Genomic DNA, 20,165 nt, shown 5'->3' on the forward strand with positions numbered 1-20,165 from the left:
CAACTCCTCGTCTCACGAGCTCTCCGTCGAGTCGTGACCTGGGGGAAACCTGGGCAGAAACAGGCGGACACGGCTAGAGTAACCGAACGATCGGTCGGGACAAGGGGGACCGCCGCATCTGTGGAAAACCCCGTGCGGGAGGATCGCGCACATGACAGCACTCGACCCCAGCAGCCCCGTGGCCGTCGTCGGCACCGGCACCATGGGCCAGGGCATCGCCCAGGTGGCACTGGTCGCGGGCCACCCCGTGCGGCTGTACGACGCCGTCGACGGGCGCGCCCGGGAGGCGGCCGACGCGATCGGTGCCCGGCTCGACCGGCTCGTCGAGAAGGACCGCCTCACCGGCGCCGAACGGGACGCCGCCCGCGCCCGGCTCGTGCCCGCCGGGACCCTCGGCGAACTGGCCGACTGCGCCCTCGTCGTCGAGGCGGTCGTGGAGCGTCTTGACGTCAAGCAGGAGCTGTTCCGCGCGCTGGAGGACGTCGTGGGCGACGACTGCCTGCTCGCCACCAACACCTCCTCCCTGTCCGTCACCGCGGTCGGCGGCGCACTGCGCGTCCCCGGCCGCTTCGTGGGCCTGCACTTCTTCAACCCCGCGCCACTGCTCCCGCTGGTGGAGGTGGTCTCCGGGTTCGCCACCGACCCGGCGTCGGCCACGCGCGCGTACGAGACGGCACGCGCCTGGGGCAAGACCCCGGTGGCCTGCGCCGACACCCCCGGCTTCGTCGTCAACCGCGTCGCCCGGCCCTTCTACGCCGAGGCCCTCGCGGCGTACGAGGCACGGGCGGCCGACCCGGCCACCGTCGACGCCGTGCTGCGCGAGTCGGGCGGCTTCAGGATGGGCGCCTTCGAGCTGACCGACCTCATCGGCCAGGACGTCAACGAGTCCGTCACGCACTCCGTGTGGCAGTCGTTCTTCCAGGACGTGCGCTTCACCCCGTCCCTGGCCCAGCGCCGCCTGGTCGAGTCCGGCCGGCTCGGCCGCAAGAGCGGGCAGGGCTGGTACGACTACCGCGACGGCGCCGACCGCCCCGCGCCGCACACCGCCGAACCGGCCGGGGCGCCCGCTCACGTCGTCGTCGAGGGGGACCTGGGACCGGCCGCCGAGCTGGTCGCGCTGATCCGCGAGGCGGGCATCGAGGTGCGTCCGGAGGACGGGTACGGCGCGGGACGGCTCGTCCTGCCCGACGGCGGCACGCTGAGCCTCACCGACGGGCAGCTGCCCGTGTCGAAGGACCTCGTCCACTTCGACCTCGCCCTCGACTACCGCGCGGCCACCCGGATCGCCCTGTCCGCGTCCCGGGGCGTCCGTCCGGGCCTCCTGTCCGAGGCCACGGGCCTGTTCCAGGCGCTCGGCAAGAAGGTCAGCGTCATCGGCGACATCCCCGGGATGATCGTGGCCCGGACCGTCGCCCGGATCATCGACCTGGCGTTCGACGCCGTGGCCAAGGGCGTGGCTGCCCCCGAGGACGTCGACACGGCGATGCGCCTGGGTGTGAACTACCCCCTCGGCCCCTTCGAATGGAGCCGTCGGCTCGGTGACACCTGGGCCTACTACCTGCTGGCCGACGTGCACGAGTGGGAACCGTCCGGGCGCTGCGCGCCGTCCCTGGCCCTCCACCGCCACGCCGAGGCCGCCGAGGACCGGGAGGGTGCAGCCTCATGACCACCGCCAAGCGCGACACGTACACGCCCGAGACGCTGCTGTCCGTGGCCGTGCAGGTCTTCATCGAGCGCGGCTACGACGGCACCTCCATGGAGCACCTGTCCAAGGCGGCGGGGATCTCCAAGTCGTCGATATACCACCACGTCACGGGCAAGGAGGAGTTGCTGCGCCGGGCCGTGAGCCGGGCCCTGGACGAGCTCTTCGGGATCCTCGACGAGGAGCACGCGCGCGTGGGGACGGCCGCCGAGCGCCTCGAGTACGTCGTGCGGCGCATGGTCGAGGTGCTCATGGCCGAGCTGCCCTATGTGACGCTGCTGCTGCGGGTGCGCGGCAACACCGGCACCGAGCGGTGGGCGCTGGAGCGCCGCCGCGAGTTCGACCACCGGGTCGCCGCCCTGCTGAAGGACGCGGCGGCCGAGGGGGACGTGCGCGCCGACGTGGAGGTGCGGCTCGCGACCCGCCTCGTCTTCGGCATGATCAACTCGATCGTCGAGTGGTACCGCCCCGAAGGTCCCGACGGCCGGAGTGATGCGAGTGGCGCGAGTGGCGTGAGTGGCGCGGGCGAGCGCGAGGTGGTCGACGCGGTGGCGCGGCTGGTGTTCGGCGGGCTGCGCAAGGCGTCCTGAGCGGCCCGGGGGGGGGTGGGGCCGGCCGGGCCCGCCGGTCAGCCCTGCGGTTCGAGGTCCTCCGTCTCGAAGACCAGCAGGGTGCGGGTGCTGAGCACCTCGGGGATGGCCTGGAGGCGGCTGAGCACCAGCTCGCGCAGGGCCCGGTTGTCCGGCGTGTGCACCAGCAGCAGGACGTCGAAGTCGCCGCCCACCAGGGCGATGTGCGAGGCCCCGGGCAGCTGCCGCAGCTGGGCGCGGACCGTCCGCCAGGAGTTCTGGACGATCTTCAGGGTGATGTACGCCGAGGTGCCGTGCCCGGCGCGCTCGTGGTCGACGCGGGCGCCGAAGCCGCGGATCACGCCGTCCTCGACGAGCCGGTTGATGCGTGCGTAGGCGTTCGCGCGCGAGACGTGCACCCGCTCCGCGACCGACCGTATGGAGGCGCGGCCGTCCGCCTGGAGCATGCGCAGGATGTCCTGGTCGATGGCGTCCAGCGGGCGCGGGGGCGGTGGGGCGCCGGGCTCGTCCGGGCCGCCGCCCTCCCCGGGGCGATCGGCCCGGTCGGCCATTTGTTCAGATGCCACGCGCCCCCGCCTTCCCCTCATGGACGTACTGCGTCCATCACAGGCTGTGGAGAACCGTTTGTCCACAGCCTGGGGCCGCATGTAGCCAAAATGTGCCGACGACCGAACAATCGGTAGGTGAGGCCCGTCACACCCGTGGCGAGCCCGGAGCCGTCTCCCACGAGGAGGTGCCGTCATGACGGTCATGGAGCAGCGGGGCGCTTACCGGCCCACACCGCCGCCCGCCTGGCAGCCCCGAACCGACCCCGCGCCGCTGCTGCCCGACACGGAGCCCTACCGCGTCCTCGGCACCAAGGCCGCGGACCGCGCCGACACCGAGCTGCTGCGCACGCTGTACGCGCGGCTGGTGCGCGGCCGGCGCTACAACGCGCAGGCCACGGCGCTCACCAAGCAGGGCCGGCTGGCCGTCTACCCCTCCAGCACCGGCCAGGAGGCGTGCGAGATCGCCGCCGCGCTGGCCCTCGAGGAGCGGGACTGGCTCTTCCCCAGCTACCGCGACACCCTCGCGGTCGTCTCGCGCGGCGTCGACCCCGTCGAGGCCCTCACCCTGCTGCGCGGCGACTGGCACACCGGCTATGACCCCTACGAGCACCGGGTCGCCCCGCTGTCCACGCCGCTGGCCACCCAGCTGCCGCACGCCGTGGGTCTCGCCCACGCCGCCCGCCTCAAGGGCGACGACGTGGTCGCCCTGGCCATGGTCGGCGACGGCGGCACCAGCGAGGGCGACTTCCACGAGGCGCTGAACTTCGCCGCCGTCTGGCGGGCCCCGGTCGTCTTCCTCGTGCAGAACAACGGCTTCGCGATCTCCGTCCCGCTCGACAAGCAGACCGCCGCCCCGTCGCTGGCCCACAAGGCCGTCGGCTACGGGATGCCCGGCCGCCTGGTCGACGGCAACGACGCCGCCGCGGTGCACGAGGTCCTGTCCGACGCCGTGCGCCACGCACGCGCGGGCGGCGGTCCCACCCTGGTGGAGGCGGTGACGTACCGCGTCGACGCGCACACCAACGCCGACGACGCCACCCGCTACCGGGGCGACGCCGAGGTGGAGACCTGGCGGCGGCACGACCCGGTCGAGCTGCTGGAGCGGGAGCTGACCGAGCGCGGCCTGCTCGACGAGGACGGCATCCGCGCCGCCCGCGAGGACGCCGAGACCATGGCCGCCGACCTGCGCGCCCGGATGAACCAGGACCCCGAGCTGGACCCCCTGGAGCTGTTCGCCCACGTCTACGCCGAGCCCACCCCGCAGCTGCGCGAGCAGCGGGACCAGCTCCGCGCGGAGCTGGCCGCGGAGGCCGAGACCGCGGCACGGCAGACCGGAGCACCGGAAGGGGGACGTCGATGACCACCGTCGCCGTCAAGCCGGCCACCATGGCGCAGGCCCTCACCCGCGCACTGCGCGACGCCATGGCCGCCGACCCGGGCGTGCACGTCCTCGGCGAGGACGTCGGCACCCTCGGCGGCGTCTTCCGGGTCACCGACGGGCTGGCCGCCGAGTTCGGCGAGGACCGCTGCACGGACACCCCGCTCGCCGAGGCCGGCATCCTCGGCACGGCCGTCGGCATGGCGATGTACGGGCTGCGCCCGGTCGTCGAGATGCAGTTCGACGCCTTCGCCTACCCGGCGTTCGAGCAGGTCGTCAGTCATGTCACCAAGATGCGCAACCGCACCCGCGGGAAGATGCCCCTGCCGCTGACCATCCGCGTCCCCTACGGGGGCGGCATCGGCGGCGTCGAGCACCACAGCGACTCGTCCGAGGCGTACTACATGGCGACTCCGGGGCTCCATGTCGTCACGCCCGCGACGGTCGCCGACGCCTACGGGCTGCTGCGCGCGTCCATCGCCTCCGACGACCCGGTGGTCTTCCTCGAACCGAAGCGGCTGTACTGGTCGAAGGACTCGTGGAACCCCGAGGAGCCGGCGTCCGTTGAGCCGATGGGCCGCGCGGTGGTGCGGCGCTCCGGCCGGAGTGCCACGCTCATCACGTACGGACCGTCGCTGGCCGTCTGCATGGAGGCGGCCGAGGCGGCCCGGGCCGAGGGGTGGGACCTCGAAGTCGTCGATCTGCGCTCCCTGGTGCCGTTCGACGACGAGACGGTGTGCGCTTCGGTGCGGCGGACGGGACGCGCGGTCGTCGTCCACGAGTCGGGCTCCTTCGGGGGCCCGGGCGGGGAGATCGCGGCCCGGGTCACGGAGCGCTGCTTCCACCACCTGGAGGCACCGGTGCTGCGTGTGGCCGGGTTCGACATCCCGTATCCTCCGCCGATGCTGGAGCGTCACCACCTGCCCGGTGTGGACCGGATCCTGGACGCCGTGGGGCGCCTGCAGTGGGAGGCCGAAAGCTGATGGCACACGCTTCTGACGGGCATGTTCTGGAGTTCAAGCTGCCCGACCTCGGCGAGGGGCTCACCGAGGCGGAGATCGTGCGCTGGCTGGTCGAGGTCGGCGACGTGGTCGCCGTGGACCAGCCGGTGGTCGAGGTCGAGACGGCCAAGGCGATGGTCGAGGTGCCCTGCCCCTACGGCGGTGTGGTCACCGCCCGCTTCGGCGAGGAGGGCACCGAGCTGCCCGTGGGGGCGCCGCTGGTGACCGTGACGGTGGGCGGCGGCGGAGCGGCCGCCGACGGCCCGGCGCGGGACTCCGGGACGGATGCCGGTGCCGCCGGGACACCGGTCGCCGGGACACCCGCCGCGGCGGCGGCCGCCGAGACGTCCCCCGCCGCGGAGACGAAGGCGGAGGGCTCCGGGAACGTCCTGGTCGGCTACGGCACCTCCGAGGCGCCCGCGCGGCGGCGCAGGGTGCGGCCCGGGCACCAGGCCGCCACCGGCGCGTCCGGGCGGGCGAACGGCCGGGTCCGCGGCGCCGGTGCGGTGGACGGACCGGTGCGCACCGCCGAGCCGGCCGACGGACCCGTCCCGGTCATCTCCCCGCTGGTGCGCAGGCTGGCCCGGCAGCACGACCTGGACCTGCGTGAGCTGACCGGTTCGGGACCGGACGGGCTGATCCTGCGCGCGGACGTCGAGTACGCGCTGCGTGCCGCCGCCGCACAGGGCGGTCGTACGGCGGATCCCGAGGCCGGGACGGGCCGGGTGCCGGATGCCGCGCCCGCCGCCGTGTCCTCCGCCCCGCGCTCCGACGGCACCCGCGTCCCCCTCAAGGGCGTGCGCGGAGCCGTCGCCGACAAGCTCTCCCGCAGCCGGCGCGAGATCCCGGACGCGACCTGCTGGGTGGACGCCGACGCGACCGAGCTGATGCGGGCGCGCACCGCGATGAACGCGTCCGGCGGCCCGAAGATCTCCCTGGTCGCCCTGCTGGCCCGGATCTGCACGGCCGCCCTGGCCCGCTTCCCGGAGCTGAACTCGACGGTCGACACCGACGCCCGGGAGATCGTCCGGCTCGACCGGGTCCACCTCGGCTTCGCCGCCCAGACGGACCGGGGCCTGGTCGTGCCCGTCGTCCGGGACGCCCACACGCGGGACGCCGAAGCGCTCACCGCGGAGTTCGCCCGGCTGACCGAGGCGGCCCGCGCGGGCCGGCTGACGCCGGGCGAGCTGACCGGCGGCACCTTCACGCTGAACAACTACGGCGTGTTCGGCGTCGACGGCTCCACGCCGATCATCAACCACCCCGAGGCTGCCATGCTCGGCGTCGGCCGCATCGTCCCCAAGCCGTGGGTGCACGAGGGCGAGTTGGCGGTGCGTCAGGTCGTCCAGCTCTCGCTCACCTTCGACCACCGGGTGTGCGACGGCGGTACGGCAGGCGGTTTCCTGCGGTACGTGGCGGATTGCGTGGAACAGCCGGCGGTGCTGCTGCGGACCCTGTGACCGGGGCGACGACGCCTGTGACCGGGGCGGCGACGCCCGCAAGGTGACGGTGTGTCCGCACACCCGCCGATCACGCGGGCTCCCCTGCGTTCCCTGTGATCGCGCAGGGCCCCATACTCGGGGGGTGACCGCGTACGAGCCCCCCGGCGACCCAGACGCCGGCACCGACCCCGCGCCGGATCCCGGGCCGACGGGACCCGGCCGCGCCGGGTACGACGCCGTCGTGCTCGCCGGCGGGGCCGCCCGGCGGCTCGGGGGCGCGGACAAACCCGGTCTGCGGGTGGGCGGCCGCCCTCTCCTCGACCGGGTGCTCGCCGCCTGCGCCGGAGCGCGGAGGACCGTCGTCGTCGCCGATCCCCGGCCCACCGCGCGCCCCGTGACCTGGGCGCGCGAGGACCCGCCGGGCGGCGGACCGCTCGCCGCCCTCGCCGCCGGACTCCGGCACACCACGGCGGAGTACGTCCTCGTGGCCTCCGCCGACCTGCCGTTCCTGGCCGGACCGACCGTGGGGCGGCTGCTGTCCGCCCTCGCCGCGGGCGACGCCGACGGGGTGCTGCTCACCGACGCCGACGGCCGCGACCAGCCTCTCGTCGCCGCCTACCGCGCGCCGGCGCTGCGCCGGGAACTGGCCGCCCTCGCACGGGACCGCGCCGGCCGGGGCGAACGGGCGGACGGGGCCCAACTGACCGGGCTGCCGCTGCGCCGCCTGACCGGCGCTCTGCGCCTCACCCGAGTCCCGGACGCCGTCGCCGCCTTCGACTGCGACACCTGGGACGACCTCGCCACCGCAAGGGCACGCATCAGGGAGCATGGTCACGTGTTGGATGAATGGATTTCCGCAGCCAAGGACGAGTTGGGCATTGACCTGGACGTCGACACCGGGATCCTGCTCGATCTCGCGCGCGACGCCGCCCACGGGGTGGCCCGGCCGGCCGCCCCGCTGACCACCTTCCTCGTCGGCTACGCGGCCGGGCGGGCCGGAGGAGGGCCCGAGGCCGTCGCCGAGACCGCCCGCAAGGCCGCCGCCCTCGCCCAGCGCTGGGCGGAGGAGGCCGCCGACACCGGGTCCGCCCCCGCGCGGGGCAAGCCCGACGTGGCGCCCGACGCCACCCCCGACACCCGTCCGGACGCCTGATGACCTCCCCCGGCACGCGGGCCGACGCGGACGCCGAGGACCTCGACGTCGAGGAGGCGCTCGCCCTCGTGAGGGAGACCCCCGGCCACGGCAGTCACGACAACGGCAGTCACGGCAGTCACGGACGACGCGACAGCCACGGCGGCCACGGCGCGCCCGCCCCGCACCACCCGGCGGACGCCCACCACCAGACCACCCCCTGGCCCGAGGCCCGGGCGACCGCCGAGCGTGCCGCCCGCACCGCCGCCCGTGCCGCCCGCCGGACCCCCGTCGCCGTGCCCCTCGACGCGGCCCTCGGCCTCACGCTGGCCGCACCCCTGGCCGCCCTCACCGACCTGCCCTCCTTCGACACCTCCGCGATGGACGGCTGGGCGGTCGCCGGACCGGGCCCCTGGGCGGTGCGCGACGAGGGGGTTCTGGCCGGCCACGCGGCGCCCGCGCCCCTCATCGACGGCGAGGCCGTCCGTATCGCCACCGGCGCGCGGATCCCCCCGGACACCACCGCCGTCCTGCGCACCGAGCACGGCCGCTCCGACGAACGCGGACGCCTGCACCCCACCCGCGAGGTCGTCCACGGCCAGGACATCCGCCCCCGCGGCCAGGAGTGCCGCAGCGGCGACCAGCTGCTGCCCGTCGGCACCCTCGCGACCCCGGCGGTCCTGGGGCTGGCGGCGGCCGCCGGATACGACACGCTCACCGCGGTCCCCCGCCCCCGCGTCGATGTCCTCGTCCTCGGAGACGAGCTGCTCACCCAGGGGCTCCCGCACGACGGCCTCATCCGCGACGCGCTCGGCCCGATGCTGCCGCCCTGGCTGCGCGCCCTCGGTGCCGAGGTCCGCACCGTCCGCCGGATCGGCGACGACGCCAAGGCCCTGCACCGCGCCGTCACGACCTCCGAGGCCGACCTGATCGTCACGACCGGCGGCACCGCCGCCGGCCCGGTCGACCACGTCCACCCGACCCTGCGCCGCATCGGCGCCGAACTCCTCGTGGACGGCGTCAAGGCCCGCCCCGGACACCCCATGCTGCTGGCCCGCCTCAAGGACGACCAGCACCTCGTCGGGCTGCCCGGCAACCCCCTCGCCGCCGTCTCCGGACTGCTCACCCTCGCCGAACCGCTGCTGCGCACGCTCGCCGCCCGCCCGGCGCCAGAGCCGTACACGCTGCCGCTGCGGGACGCGGTGCACGGGCACCCGCACGACACCCGGCTCGTGCCCGTCGTGCTGCGCGGCGAGGGGGCCGTGCCGCTGCGCTACAACGGTCCGGCGATGCTGCGCGGTATCGCGGCCGCCGACGCCCTGGCCGTCGTCCCCCCGGGCGGCGCGCGGTCGGGTCAGGAGGCCGAGCTGCTCGACCTGCCCTGGGCCACCGGCGGAATCGGGGTGTGTTTCACGTGAAACTTCCGGGCCAGGACGCCATCGCGCGGCAGGCGGACGAACACTTCGTGACCTACAAGGTGAAGCTCCCCAGGAAACTGGTGGAGCACCCGTTCCGGCAGGTCGCCAAACGACTGTCCATCGCCCTGCTGGTCCTCGTGGTGACGGCCGTCATCGTGTACGCGGACCACGACGGCTACACCGACAACTCCGACGGTTCCGTCGACCTGCTCGACTCCTTCTACTACGCCACCGTCACCCTCTCCACCACCGGATACGGTGACATCACGCCCGTCAGCGACGCCGCCCGGCTGACCAACATCTTCGTCATCACGCCCCTGCGCGTGCTCTTCCTGATCATCCTGGTCGGCACCACGCTGGAAGCCCTCACCGAGCGCACTCGGGAGGAGTGGCGCCTGAACCGCTGGAGGTCCGCCTTGCGGGATCACACCGTCGTCGTCGGCTTCGGAACCAAGGGGCGGTCGGCGATCCAGACCGTCTGCGCGACCGGGCTGCGCAAGGACCAGGTGGTCGTGGTCGACCCGAGCGGCAAGGCCATCGAGGCCGCGACGGCCCACGGCTACGCGGGTGTGGTGGGGGACGCGACCCGCAGCGACGTACTCAACCGGGCCGAGGCGTACCGGGCGAAGCAGATCATCATCGCCACCCAGCGCGACGACACGGCCGTCCTGGTCACGCTGACGGCCCGGCAGCTCAACCGCGGGGCGAAGATCGTGGTCGCGGTCCGCGAGGAGGAGAACGCACCGCTGCTGAAGCAGTCCGGCGCCGACGCCGTGATCACCAGCGCCAGTGCCGCGGGGCGGCTGCTCGGGCTCTCCGTGCTCAGCCCCGCCGCCGGCATGGTCATGGAGGACCTGATCAGCCAGGGCAGCGGACTCGACCTCGTCGAACGGCCGGTCATAAAGGCCGAGGTGGGCAAGCACCCCCGGGAGATGGACGATCTGGTGGTGAGCGTGCTGCGCGGGCACCGGGTCCTGGGCTACGACGACCCGGCCGTGGGCGGGCTGGAGCTGGCGGACCGCCTGATCACGATCGTACGGGCGACGCCGGCCACCCATGTGGCGCCGGACGCCCGCCCGCTCCCCCGCGACTGAACCGCTCCGCACGGCCCGGTCGCGGGGCGGGTTCCCCGTGGCCCGGTCGCAGGGCGCGCTCCCCGGGACGCGCTACTTGCGGTTGTAGAGCCGCATCGTGACCGGTCCGAAGACCAGCAGGAACAGGGCCGCCCAGCCCAGCGTCCAGGCGATCTCGGCGCCGGGCCAGTCGCCCGCCATCAGGCCGCGCACCGCGGACGCCAGGTGGGTGATCGGGCTGTTGTTGACGAAGGCCTGCAACCAGCCCGGCATGGTCTTCGGGTCGACGAAGACGTTGGACAGGAAGGTGAGCGGGAAGATCACCATCATGCTGACGCTCATCACCGACTTCTCGGTGCGCAGCATCAGCCCGAACATCGTCCAGATCCATGAGAAGGCGAACGAGAAGAGCAGCAGCAGGGCGATCCCGGCGACCACGCCGACGAACCCGCCGTCGGGCCGGTAGCCGAGCAGCAGCCCGACGGAGAGCATCACGACGGACGCGATCGTGTAGCGCAGCGCGTCGCCGAGGAGATAGCCGACCATCGCCGAGGGCCGCCAGATCGGCAGCGAGCGGATGCGGTCGAAGACGCCCTTCTCGATGTCGATGTTCACCGAGACCCCGGTGTACATCGTGATCATCACGACCGACATCACGAGGATGCCCGGCAGCACGAACTGGATGTAGTCACGGGGCGAACCCGCCAGCGCACCGCCGAAGAGGTACGTGAACATCAGCAGGTTCATGATCGGGAAGGCGGTGACGTCGAAGAGCTGCTCCGGCACGTGCTTGATCTTGAGGATCGCGCGCCAGCCGAAGGTCAGGGACGTGGACAGGGCGCTGGGCCGCGGCGGCCGCTCCCTGGTCACCAGCAGGGCCGCCAGCGACTCGGTGCTGACCGGGGAGAGATCCTTGTTCTCGCTGCTCGTGGCCGTGCTCATGCCGCCACCCCGTCCTTCTTGTCGGTGCCGGTGCCGGTGCCGGCACCGGAGTCGCCGTCGGTGCTCTGGCCGGTGTCGTGCCCGGTCAGCGCGAGGAAGACCTCGTCGAGGCTGGGCTGCCCGAGGGAGAAGCTGTCGACGGTGATGCCGGCCCGGGCCAGCTCACCGAGTGCCTTGGCGGCCTGGTCGGCGGCGGTGTCACTGGCCGCCACCCCGAGGCGCGCGGTCAGCGCCACCGGGTCGGGCTCCGGCTGCACCTCGGCCACCAGCAGGTTCCGCAGGACCCGCTCGGCCTCGGGCCGCTCCTCCGCGTCCCGCAGCCGCAGATGCACGGAGCCCGCCCCGACGGACGCCTTCAGCTCGCCCTTGGTGCCCTCGGCGATCACCCGCCCCTTGTCGATGACGGCGATCCGGGACGCCAGCTGGTCCGCCTCGTCCAGGTACTGCGTGGTCAGCAGCACGGTCGTGCCCTGGGCGACGACCGCGCGCACGATGTCCCACACCTGGTTGCGGCTGCGCGGGTCGAGTCCGGTGGTGGGCTCGTCGAGGAAGAGCAGGTCGGGGGTGTTGAGGATGGAGGCGGCGATGTCGATGCGCCGCCGCATGCCGCCGGAGTAGTGCTTGACCTGCTTCGCCGCGGCGTCCGTCAGTCCGAAGGCCGCCAGCAACTGGTCACCGCGCTCCCGCGCCGCCGCCTTGCCGTGCCCGAGGAGCCGGCCCAGCAGGACCAGGTTCTCGGTGCCGGTGAGGTCCTCGTCCACGGACGCGTACTGCCCGGTGAGGCTCACCCGGCCGCGCACCTCGTCCGCCTCGTGCACCACGTCGTGACCGAACACGCGGGCGTGGCCGCCGTCCGGCCGCAGCAGGGTGGCGAGCATCTTCACCGTGGTGGTCTTGCCGGCGCCGTTCGGGCCGAGGACGCCGTAGACGGTGCCGGCGGGCACGGCGAGGTCGACCCCGTCCACGGCCCGGGTCTCACCGAACGTCTTCACCAGCCCCGCGGTCTCGATGGCGAGTCCGGACGTGTGCGTGCTCATGCTGTGGGTCCTTCCGCGTTCTTGGTGTACGCGTTCTTGGGCTACGCATGGGAAGACCTTTACCGTCGCGCAAACTCATCGCCGACGCACGGGGATTTTCCGGCGGGGGAGGACGGAGGGCATCAGGAGTAGCGTCGCCCTCATGCATGCGATCACGATTCCCGAACCCGGAGGCCCCGAGGCGCTGGTGTGGGCCGAGGTCCCCGACCCGCAGCCCGGCGAGGGCGAGGTCCTGGTGGAGGTGGCGGCCAGCGCCGTCAACCGCGCCGACATCATGCAGCGCCAGGGCTTCTACGACCCCCCGCCCGGCGCCTCCCCGTACCCCGGCCTGGAGTGCTCCGGCCGCGTGGCCGAGGTCGGCCCCGGCGTGTCCGGCTGGTCCGTCGGCGACGAGGTGTGCGCGCTGCTCGCGGGCGGCGGCTACGCCGAGAAGGTCGTCGTCCCGGCCGGCCAGCTGCTGCCGGTGCCGCAGGGTCTCGACGTGAAGCGGGCGGCGGCGCTGCCCGAGGTGGTCTGCACCGTCTGGTCGAACGTCTTCATGGTCGCCCACCTGCGCCCCGGCGAGACGCTGCTCGTGCACGGCGGCTCCAGCGGCATCGGCACCATGGCGATCCAGCTCGCCAAGGCCGTCGGCGCGAAGGTCGCGGTGACGGCCGGTACCAAGGAGAAGCTGGAGCGCTGCGCGGAGCTGGGCGCGGACATCCTGATCAACTACCGGGAGCAGGACTTCGTCGCCGAGGTGAAGGACGCCACCGGCGGCGCGGGCGCCGACGTCATCCTGGACAACATGGGCGCCAAGTACCTGGACCGCAACGTCCAGGCCCTCGCCGTGAACGGCCGGCTCGCGATCATCGGCATGCAGGGCGGCCGGAAGGGCGAGCTGAACATCGGCATGCTGCTCGCCAAGCGCGCCGCCGTCAGCGCCACCTCGTTGCGGGCCCGCCCCCTGGAGGAGAAGGCGGCGATCGTGGCGGCCGTCAAGGAGCACGTCTGGCCGCTGCTCGCCGGGGGACACGTCCGCCCGGTCGTCGACCGCGAGATGCCGATGAGCGAGGCCGCCGAGGGCCACCGGGTGGTGGAGGAGAGCGGGCACATCGGCAAGGTGCTGCTGGTCACCTCGTAGGCGACGCACGGCCGGGTCGCGGTGCCGGGGCGGTCCCTACCCCCGGCGCAGGCGCAGTCCCACGAGGCCGAGCGCCAGGCCGAGCCCGATGAGCACCAGCCCGCTGCCCAGCGGCAGCACCCGCAGTACGGGCTCGGCGGCGGCCCGGGTGGGCGTGCCGCGCTCGGACGGGGACCGGGACGGGGTGGCCGGGGGCACCTCGGCAGCCTCGGTCCGGCCGGGCGGCACGGCGGTGGCCGGGTCGTCCTCGGGGACGCCGTCGCCGTACCGGCCGGCGTCCTCGTCCGCGCCGTCCCGCTCCGGTGCCCGCTCCTCGGCGCGACCGGGCCGCTGCCTTCCCTCACCCGGCCGGCCCCCGGCCCGGGACGGCTCGGGGCCGGCCTCGGTGCCGGACGCCGACGGCGAACGGGACGAGGACGGGGAAGGCCGGGAGGGCTCGGGCGAACCGCGCCCCGCGCCGTCGGCCGGGCCGGAGTCCTCGGCGGGCCGGGAGGCGGATCCGGCGTCCGGGCGCTCCGTACGGTCGTGGCCGTCGGGGCGCCGGGGACGTTCGTGACCGCCCCGCCCGTCATGGGTGCCGGAGCCGTCCGGGACGGTGGCCGACCCCGGCGCGGAGTGCTCCGGTGACGGTGCCGCCGTGAACGGCGCCGCCACCGCCGGGAGCCCGGCGCCGTGGGCCGGCCCCGCCGCCCCGCACGGCGCCACCACCGCGCCGGCGCCCAGGGCTCCCACCAGCCCCGTCGCCCGCAGTGTGCGCAGCCATGGCGTCACGTCCGTGACCCCCTCCCGATGATGGGCAGTCGTGGAATCGGAAAGCGTCGTGGAAGTCGGCGCACCGAAGTCGGCGCACCGAAGCCGGCGCACCGAAGCCGACGGAACAGAATCGACGGAACAAGCCTCACACCGGTCGCCGGCACCGGCATTCCGGGCGCCGCCGAACGCGTCGGTGCGGTTTCCGCGGGGGCACCGCCCGGCCGGGGACCGGGGGTGCGAGACAATGGCCGCATGGAGATGCCGAGGAACGACAGGTCGCCGGAGAACCCCCAGATCCTGGTCGTCGGCCAGGACGGAATGGCGCTCAGCGGCGGCGGGGACGACGACTCCCGCGAGATTCCGGTGACCGAGCAGGTGGAGCAGCCCGCCAAGGTCATGCGGATCGGCAGCATGATCAAGCAGCTGCTCGAAGAGGTGCGGGTCGCCCCCCTGGACGAGGCGAGCCGGGTCCGTCTCAAGGAGATCCACGCCAGTTCGGTGAAGGAGCTGGAGGACGGTCTGGCCCCGGAGCTGGTGGAGGAGCTGGAGCGGCTCTCCCTGCCCTTCACGGACGACGGCACCCCGACCGACGCGGAGCTGCGGATCGCGCAGGCCCAGCTGGTCGGCTGGCTGGAGGGCCTCTTCCACGGCATCCAGACCACGCTGTTCGCCCAGCAGATGGCCGCGCGGGCCCAGCTGGAGCAGATGCGCCGCGCGCTTCCGCCGGGCGCCGTCCCGGAGGGCGAGGAGCCCCCGCACCCGGGCGGCCGTTCCGGCGGGCCCTACCTGTAGGACGACGCCCTAGTCACGACGACCCACTGCGGAACGACGACCACCGACACCGCGAAGGGCCCGGCAGCACACGCTGCCGGGCCCTTCGACGTCAGCCGCCCGTCACCTCACGGGCTCATTCGGACGGCGGGTTGCCCGTCGAGACCTTGAGCTGTATCTCCGGCATGTTCTCCGGGTCGACGTCCGTGCCGGCGGTGGGGAACTGGTCCCGGACCGAGCCCTCGCCGTAGGTGTTCTCGTCGACCTCGACGACCTTCATCTGCCAGCCCGCGGCGTTGAAGCACTCCTTGACCGAGCCGATGTACTTGAACGTGAAGTCCGGCACCTGGATCTTGTCGGGGTCGTTGTACGACTCCTGCGGCTCGGTGCACTTGTCCTTCTCGATCGTCTTCTCCTTGTCGGGCCCGCGATAGCCCGCCGCCTTCGACGGCGACGCGGAGACCGACGCGGTGGAGGAGCCGCCGCCACCGGCTTCCGGGTCCTCGTCCCCGCCGCCGTTCATCAGCAGCGCGGCGATCAGCCCGCCGACGGCCACGACGGCGACCACGATCGAGCCGATGATCACCGGCTTGTTGCTCTTGCCGCCCGGCGAACCGGAGCCGGAGCCCTGGGCCGACGGCGTCAGGTTGTACGGCGGGGGCGTGGCCGCGCCCTGCTGCTGCGCGTACGGCGCCGGCGCGGGCGTCTGGTAGCCCGCCTGCTGCGGATAGCCGTACGCCGGTGAGTGCGCCGCCGGGGCCGGGGTGCCGTACGGGTTCGGGCCGGGGGACGGCGTCGGCTGGTACGGCGTCTGGACGGGGCCCGTCGGGGCCGGGGTGCCCTGGCCGACTGGCGGGAACACGGCGGAGCCGACGCCCGCGCCGCTCGACGTCTGGGCGCCGGGCACGATGCTCGGCGGGGCCGCCTGGAAGGAGGCCGCCACGCGCAGGCACTCGTCGCGCATCGCCTCGGCGCTGGGGAAGCGTTCGTTGGGGTTCTTCTTCAGCGCGCGGGCCACCAGCGCGTCCACCGCCGGGGGCAGGGCGCGGTTGACGGCGGACGGGGCCACCGGCTGCTCCTGCACGTGCGCGTACGCGATCGCCAGCGGCGAGTCGGCGTCGAACGGCAGGCGCCCGGTGACCAGTTGGAAGAGCATGATGCCGACCGAGTACAGGTCGGAGCGGGCGTCGACGCCGCGGCCGAGGGCCTGCTCCGGCGAGAGGTACTGCGGGGTGCCGACGACCATGCCGGTCTGCGTCATCGAGGTCACGCCGGACTGCATGGCGCGGGCGATGCCGAAGTCCATCACCTTGACCACGCCGCGCTTGGTCATCATCACGTTGCCCGGCTTGATGTCCCGGTGGACCAGGCCCATCTCGTGGCTGATCTCCAGCGCGGCCAGCACGTCCGCTGTGATCTTCAGCGCCTTGTCGGCGGGCATCGCGCCCTGCTGCCGCACATCCTCGTCGAGCACCGAACCGAGCGGGCGGCCCTCGACGTACTCCATGACGATGTACGGAGTGGTCATGCCGTCGAGGTCGTCCTCGCCGGTGTCGAAGACCGAGACGATGTTGGTGTGCGTGAGCTTGGCCACGGCCTGGGCCTCGCGGCGGAAGCGCTCGCGGAAGGCCTGTTCGCGACCCAGCTCAGTGTGCAGTGTCTTGATCGCGACCTGGCGGTCGAGCACCGAGTCGTACGCCAGATGCACGGAGGCCATGCCGCCCTCGCCGAGCAAGTCGCGCAGCTGGTAACGGCCGCCGGCGAGAGCCCGCCCCGCATACCGTCCCTGTCCGCCGTCCTGGCTCATGTCTCTGCGTCCCCCATAGGCGGCGGGCGCCGGTGGCAGCGGCACGCGCGCTCGTGATCGAAAGTGCTATTCCCGGCCAAGTCTGCCCCAGGGCACCGACACGTCAAGCGCGGTGCCCGTTCCGTGACCGTACGCGAAAGAAGCGTCGCGGAAGCGTTACAGCCGGCGTACTGCCGCTCCACGGAATTTGCACGAGAGTACGGAACCAGGGTTTCATGACCGGTCCGTCTCATGTCCGGTCCCGGCGCCCATCCCGGACCGGAGGCCCCCACGAAGGCTGTAGCGTGGCCGACGGAGACCGTAACAACACCGCGCGTACCGCGGGCAGAAACGACGGCGAGGACTGATGGCACAGCAGCAGCGCGCCCAGGGCCCGTCCGAACCCGAGGCATCTGGCGGCGGTATGTCTGACGCGCCGGAGAACTGGGGCAACGGCGGCCTGGTCGGCGACGGCCGGTACCGGCTGACCCGCAGGCTCGGGCGGGGCGGCATGGCCGAGGTGTTCGCCGCCGAGGACGTCCGCCTCGGGCGCACCGTGGCGGTGAAGCTGCTGCGCGCCGACCTCGCCGAGGACCCCGTCTCCAAGGCCCGCTTCACGCGCGAAGCACAGTCGGTGGCCGGCCTCAACCACCACGCCATCGTGGCCGTGTACGACTCGGGCGAGGACGTCGTCGGCGGCCAGTCCGTGCCGTACATCGTGATGGAGATCGTCGAGGGGCGCACCATCCGCGACCTCCTCCTCAACGCCGAGGCGCCCGGCCCCGAGCAGGCGCTGATCATCGTCTCCGGCGTCCTGGAGGCGCTGGCCTACTCGCACCAGCACGGCATCGTGCACCGCGACATCAAGCCGGCCAACGTCATCATCACCAACACCGGCGCGGTCAAGGTGATGGACTTCGGCATCGCGCGCGCCCTGCACGGCGCCCAGTCGACGATGACGCAGACCGGCATGGTCATGGGCACCCCGCAGTACCTCTCCCCCGAGCAGGCCCTCGGCAAGGCCGTCGACCACCGCTCCGACCTGTACGCGACGGGCTGCCTGCTCTACGAACTCCTCGCGCTGCGCCCGCCGTTCACCGGGGAGACCCCGCTGTCGGTGGTCTACCAGCACGTGCAGGACATCCCGACGCCCCCGTCCGAGGTCTCCGACGCCACCCCGCCGGAGCTGGACGGCCTGGTGATGCGCTCGCTGGCCAAGGAGCCCGACGACCGCTTCCAGACCGCCGAGGAGATGCGCGGCCTGGTCCAGTACGGGCTGCAGATGCTGTACGAGCAGGGCGGCCACACCGGCACCTGGAACACCGGCCCGGTCGCCGCCCACGACGGCCGGCACACCCCGTCGGCCGGTCTCGCGGGTACGACGGTGATGCCGCACCCCGCCGACCACGGGGCGTCGGGCACCCAGCAGATCCCGCAGCCGATCCTGCCGGGCCGCTACGACGGGGACGACGGCGGCTTCGAGGGCGCCGGCAACAAGGGCACCGGCCGCGGCAAGCTCTGGATACTGGCCGTCCTCGCGGTGATCGCCATCGCGGCGGGCGTCGCGCTCGCCCTGAACAACGGCGACGACGGCAAGGGCGGCACCGAGACGGACAAGAGCCCGTCGGCGACCACCTCCCAGAGCACCGGCGAGGAGTCGCCCAGCTCCTCGCCCAGCGACGAGGCGACGCAGGAGACCACCGACCCGGGCACCGAGCAGGGCTCGGGCGGGGGCGGCACCGGCGACGGGGACTGGGACAAGCCGTACACACCGACGTGGTCGCCGTCGGAGACCGCGACGGACGATCCGACCGGTGACCCGACCGGCGATCCGACGGGTGACCCGACCGGTGATCCGACGGGTGACCCGACCGGCGGCGGTGAGCCCACCGGTGGTGGTGAGCCGACCGGTGGTGGTGAGCCGACCGGCGGTGGCGATCCGACGGGCGGCGCGACCGGTGCCCCGGGCGGGTCCGAGGGCGGCGAGGGCTGACCCGTACCCCGATCCCTACGCGCGCGTGCGGCCCGGAAACGGGCTCCACGCGCGCGTCGCGTTGCGGGGACGCCGCCCCGGGCAGGTCAGAGCGGCCCCGCCGACCCGTCCGTGAAGTGCACCGTGCCGAACTGCGGGTCGACGCGCAGGTAGGCGGGCTCGAAGGGCTCGCCGTCCACCCGGTCCGGCGTCACGGGCAGGTCAGAGCGGCCCCGCCGACCCGTCCGTGAAGTGCACCGTGCCGAACTGCGGGTCGACGCGCAGGTAGGCGGGCTCGAAGGGCTCGCCGTCCACCCGGTCCGGCGTCGGACCGAACCGCTCCAGCTCGGCGGTGCTCGGCTCGTGGGTCTCGCACCGGCCCACGACCTGCACGGTCCACAGGCTCTCGCCGGGCCGCGCGGAGGTCAGGTTGTCCGCTCCGTACGCGACGACGCTCCCGGCGCACACCCGGTGGTACCCCCAGCTCCTGGGCATGCGCAGCAGGACCCGGCCGTCGGCCACGATGTGCCGCGCGTGGGCGAGGAAGGGCAGGGCGCGCAGGGTGGTGGCCGCCCGGCCGTAGGCGGTGCGGCCGAGCAGGCCGACGGCGAGCTGTTCGTCGGAGGGCATGGTCTCACTGTGCGGGAGCCCGGGGCCCGGGAACAGGGCCGCCCGCCCCGGCAGGAGAGGACGTAAGTCCCGAGTAAGCCGTCCCGGGCAGGCCCGGTGCGCGCCCGGGCGGGGGAGAGGACCGTCAGCGGTTCTCGGCCTCCAGGCGGGCCACGAAGGCGGCGGCCTGGGAGCGCCGCTGCATGCCGAGCTTGCCCAGCAGGCTCGACACGTAGTTCTTGATCGTCTTCTCCGCAAGGTGCAGCCGCTCGCCGATCGCGCGGTTGGTCAGCCCCTCGCCGATCAGCTCCAGGATGCGGCGCTCCTGCTCGGTGAGCCGGGCCAGCCGGTCGTCGGGCCTGGTCCCGCCGCCGCGCAGCCGCTCCAGCACGCGCGCGGTGGCCGCCGGATCGAGCAGCGACTTGCCGGCCGCCACCTCCCGCACGGCGCCGAGCAGCTCGGCGCCGCGGATGTCCTTGAGGACGTAGCCGGAGGCGCCCGCCATGATCGCGTCGAAGAGGGCCTCGTCGTCGGCGAAGGAGGTCAGCATCAGGCAGCGGACGGACTCGTCCCGGGAGCGGATGTCGCGGCAGACCTCCACGCCGCTGCCGTCGGGCAGTCGTACGTCCAGCACCGCGACGTCCGGGCGGGTGGCCGTGACCCGGGCCTGCGCCTCGGCGGCCGTACCGGCCTCGCCCACCACCTCGATGTCGGCCTCGCCGGAGAGCAGATCGTGCACCCCGCGCCGGACCACCTCATGGTCGTCGAGGAGGAATACCCGGATTTTTCCGTCTTCGCGCACGCGGTCAGTGTCACACACCGACTCTTCCCGTGCCCGGGGTGGCCGGGATAACGTGCCGTTGTTCCGGCCCCCTGCAAGGCTGTGAC

Annotated in this window: 18 protein-coding genes; 11 read left to right on the forward strand and 7 right to left on the reverse strand. The window is 73.6% G+C overall.

Annotated elements, in window-relative coordinates; all coding sequences use genetic code 11:
* Positions 1–151 precede the first annotated feature (151 nt).
* On the forward strand, positions 152–1,666 hold the full coding sequence (locus tag R2E43_RS19270) for a 3-hydroxyacyl-CoA dehydrogenase (RefSeq protein WP_011029259.1): 1,515 nt from the start codon (positions 152–154) through the stop codon (positions 1,664–1,666).
* Entirely contained in the window at positions 1,663–2,292 is a 630-nt protein-coding gene (locus tag R2E43_RS19275; protein ID WP_003975101.1) for a TetR/AcrR family transcriptional regulator, read from the forward strand. The genes R2E43_RS19270 and R2E43_RS19275 overlap by 4 nt, the downstream gene beginning before the upstream one ends.
* Before the next feature lie 38 nt (positions 2,293–2,330).
* Here the strand turns inward: R2E43_RS19275 and R2E43_RS19280 are convergent, their stop codons facing one another.
* Entirely contained in the window at positions 2,331–2,843 is a 513-nt protein-coding gene (locus R2E43_RS19280; RefSeq protein ID WP_003975102.1) for an Lrp/AsnC family transcriptional regulator, read from the reverse strand.
* Between the two features lie 190 nt (positions 2,844–3,033).
* Here R2E43_RS19280 and pdhA point away from each other — a divergent pair, with 190 nt between their 5' ends.
* The 6 genes from pdhA (at position 3,034) to R2E43_RS19310 (ending at position 10,305) form a co-directional block, all read left to right on the forward strand.
* A complete protein-coding gene (pdhA, locus tag R2E43_RS19285; RefSeq protein WP_003975103.1) occupies positions 3,034–4,200 on the forward strand; it encodes a pyruvate dehydrogenase (acetyl-transferring) E1 component subunit alpha in 1,167 nt (388 codons plus the stop codon).
* Entirely contained in the window at positions 4,197–5,201 is a 1,005-nt protein-coding gene (locus R2E43_RS19290; RefSeq protein ID WP_011029256.1) for an alpha-ketoacid dehydrogenase subunit beta, read from the forward strand. The genes pdhA and R2E43_RS19290 overlap by 4 nt, the downstream gene beginning before the upstream one ends.
* On the forward strand, positions 5,201–6,679 hold the full coding sequence (locus R2E43_RS19295; protein WP_003975105.1) for a dihydrolipoamide acetyltransferase family protein: 1,479 nt from the start codon (positions 5,201–5,203) through the stop codon (positions 6,677–6,679). Before R2E43_RS19290 ends, R2E43_RS19295 begins: the two co-directional genes overlap by 1 nt.
* A 124-nt stretch (positions 6,680–6,803) precedes the next feature.
* Positions 6,804–7,814: an NTP transferase domain-containing protein gene (locus R2E43_RS19300; protein WP_189283194.1), complete on the forward strand. Its 1,011-nt coding sequence runs from the start codon at positions 6,804–6,806 to the stop codon at positions 7,812–7,814.
* Entirely contained in the window at positions 7,814–9,211 is a 1,398-nt protein-coding gene (locus R2E43_RS19305; protein WP_011029253.1) for a molybdopterin-binding protein, read from the forward strand. Before R2E43_RS19300 ends, R2E43_RS19305 begins: the two co-directional genes overlap by 1 nt.
* Entirely contained in the window at positions 9,208–10,305 is a 1,098-nt protein-coding gene (locus R2E43_RS19310) for a potassium channel family protein (protein ID WP_003975108.1), read from the forward strand. The genes R2E43_RS19305 and R2E43_RS19310 overlap by 4 nt, the downstream gene beginning before the upstream one ends.
* Positions 10,306–10,377: 72 nt before the next feature.
* Here R2E43_RS19310 and R2E43_RS19315 read toward each other — a convergent pair whose 3' ends face one another.
* Positions 10,378–11,226 carry an ABC transporter permease gene (locus R2E43_RS19315; RefSeq protein ID WP_003975109.1) on the reverse strand — a complete coding sequence of 283 codons (849 nt, stop codon included), beginning with the start codon at positions 11,224–11,226 and terminating at the stop codon, positions 10,378–10,380.
* Complete coding sequence (locus R2E43_RS19320) at positions 11,223–12,263, reverse strand: ATP-binding cassette domain-containing protein (RefSeq protein ID WP_332056404.1); 1,041 nt, start codon at positions 12,261–12,263, stop codon at positions 11,223–11,225. The genes R2E43_RS19315 and R2E43_RS19320 overlap by 4 nt, the downstream gene beginning before the upstream one ends.
* A 142-nt stretch (positions 12,264–12,405) precedes the next feature.
* On the opposite strand from R2E43_RS19320, the gene R2E43_RS19325 reads away from it, so the two are divergent.
* Positions 12,406–13,386, forward strand: coding sequence for an NAD(P)H-quinone oxidoreductase (locus R2E43_RS19325; protein WP_030863383.1), 981 nt, complete (start codon positions 12,406–12,408; stop codon positions 13,384–13,386).
* 36 nt (positions 13,387–13,422) lie between these two features.
* Here the strand turns inward: R2E43_RS19325 and R2E43_RS19330 are convergent, their stop codons facing one another.
* Complete coding sequence (locus R2E43_RS19330) at positions 13,423–14,157, reverse strand: hypothetical protein (RefSeq protein ID WP_016326667.1); 735 nt, start codon at positions 14,155–14,157, stop codon at positions 13,423–13,425.
* Positions 14,158–14,391: 234 nt separating this feature from the next.
* Between R2E43_RS19330 and R2E43_RS19335 the strand changes: the two genes are divergently transcribed.
* The gene (locus R2E43_RS19335; protein ID WP_003975113.1) at positions 14,392–14,931 is read left to right on the forward strand and encodes a bacterial proteasome activator family protein; all 540 of its coding nucleotides are present in this window, start codon (positions 14,392–14,394) and stop codon (positions 14,929–14,931) included.
* Between the two features lie 115 nt (positions 14,932–15,046).
* Here the strand turns inward: R2E43_RS19335 and R2E43_RS19340 are convergent, their stop codons facing one another.
* Positions 15,047–16,717: a protein kinase domain-containing protein gene (locus tag R2E43_RS19340; protein ID WP_030863380.1), complete on the reverse strand. Its 1,671-nt coding sequence runs from the start codon at positions 16,715–16,717 to the stop codon at positions 15,047–15,049.
* 346 nt (positions 16,718–17,063) lie between these two features.
* Between R2E43_RS19340 and R2E43_RS19345 the strand changes: the two genes are divergently transcribed.
* Complete coding sequence (locus R2E43_RS19345) at positions 17,064–18,689, forward strand: protein kinase domain-containing protein (protein ID WP_016326665.1); 1,626 nt, start codon at positions 17,064–17,066, stop codon at positions 18,687–18,689.
* A gap of 201 nt (positions 18,690–18,890) precedes the next feature.
* Here R2E43_RS19345 and R2E43_RS19350 read toward each other — a convergent pair whose 3' ends face one another.
* Positions 18,891–19,298 (reverse strand): hypothetical protein, encoded by a 408-nt coding sequence (locus R2E43_RS19350; protein WP_106518357.1) that lies wholly within the window; start codon positions 19,296–19,298, stop codon positions 18,891–18,893.
* 124 nt (positions 19,299–19,422) lie between these two features.
* The gene (locus R2E43_RS19355) at positions 19,423–20,079 is read right to left on the reverse strand and encodes a response regulator (protein WP_003975117.1); all 657 of its coding nucleotides are present in this window, start codon (positions 20,077–20,079) and stop codon (positions 19,423–19,425) included.
* Positions 20,080–20,165 lie beyond the last annotated feature (86 nt).

It is taken from the genome of Streptomyces violaceoruber, from assembly GCF_033406955.1.
In the GTDB taxonomy this organism is placed as follows: Bacteria; Actinomycetota; Actinomycetes; order Streptomycetales; family Streptomycetaceae; genus Streptomyces; species Streptomyces violaceoruber.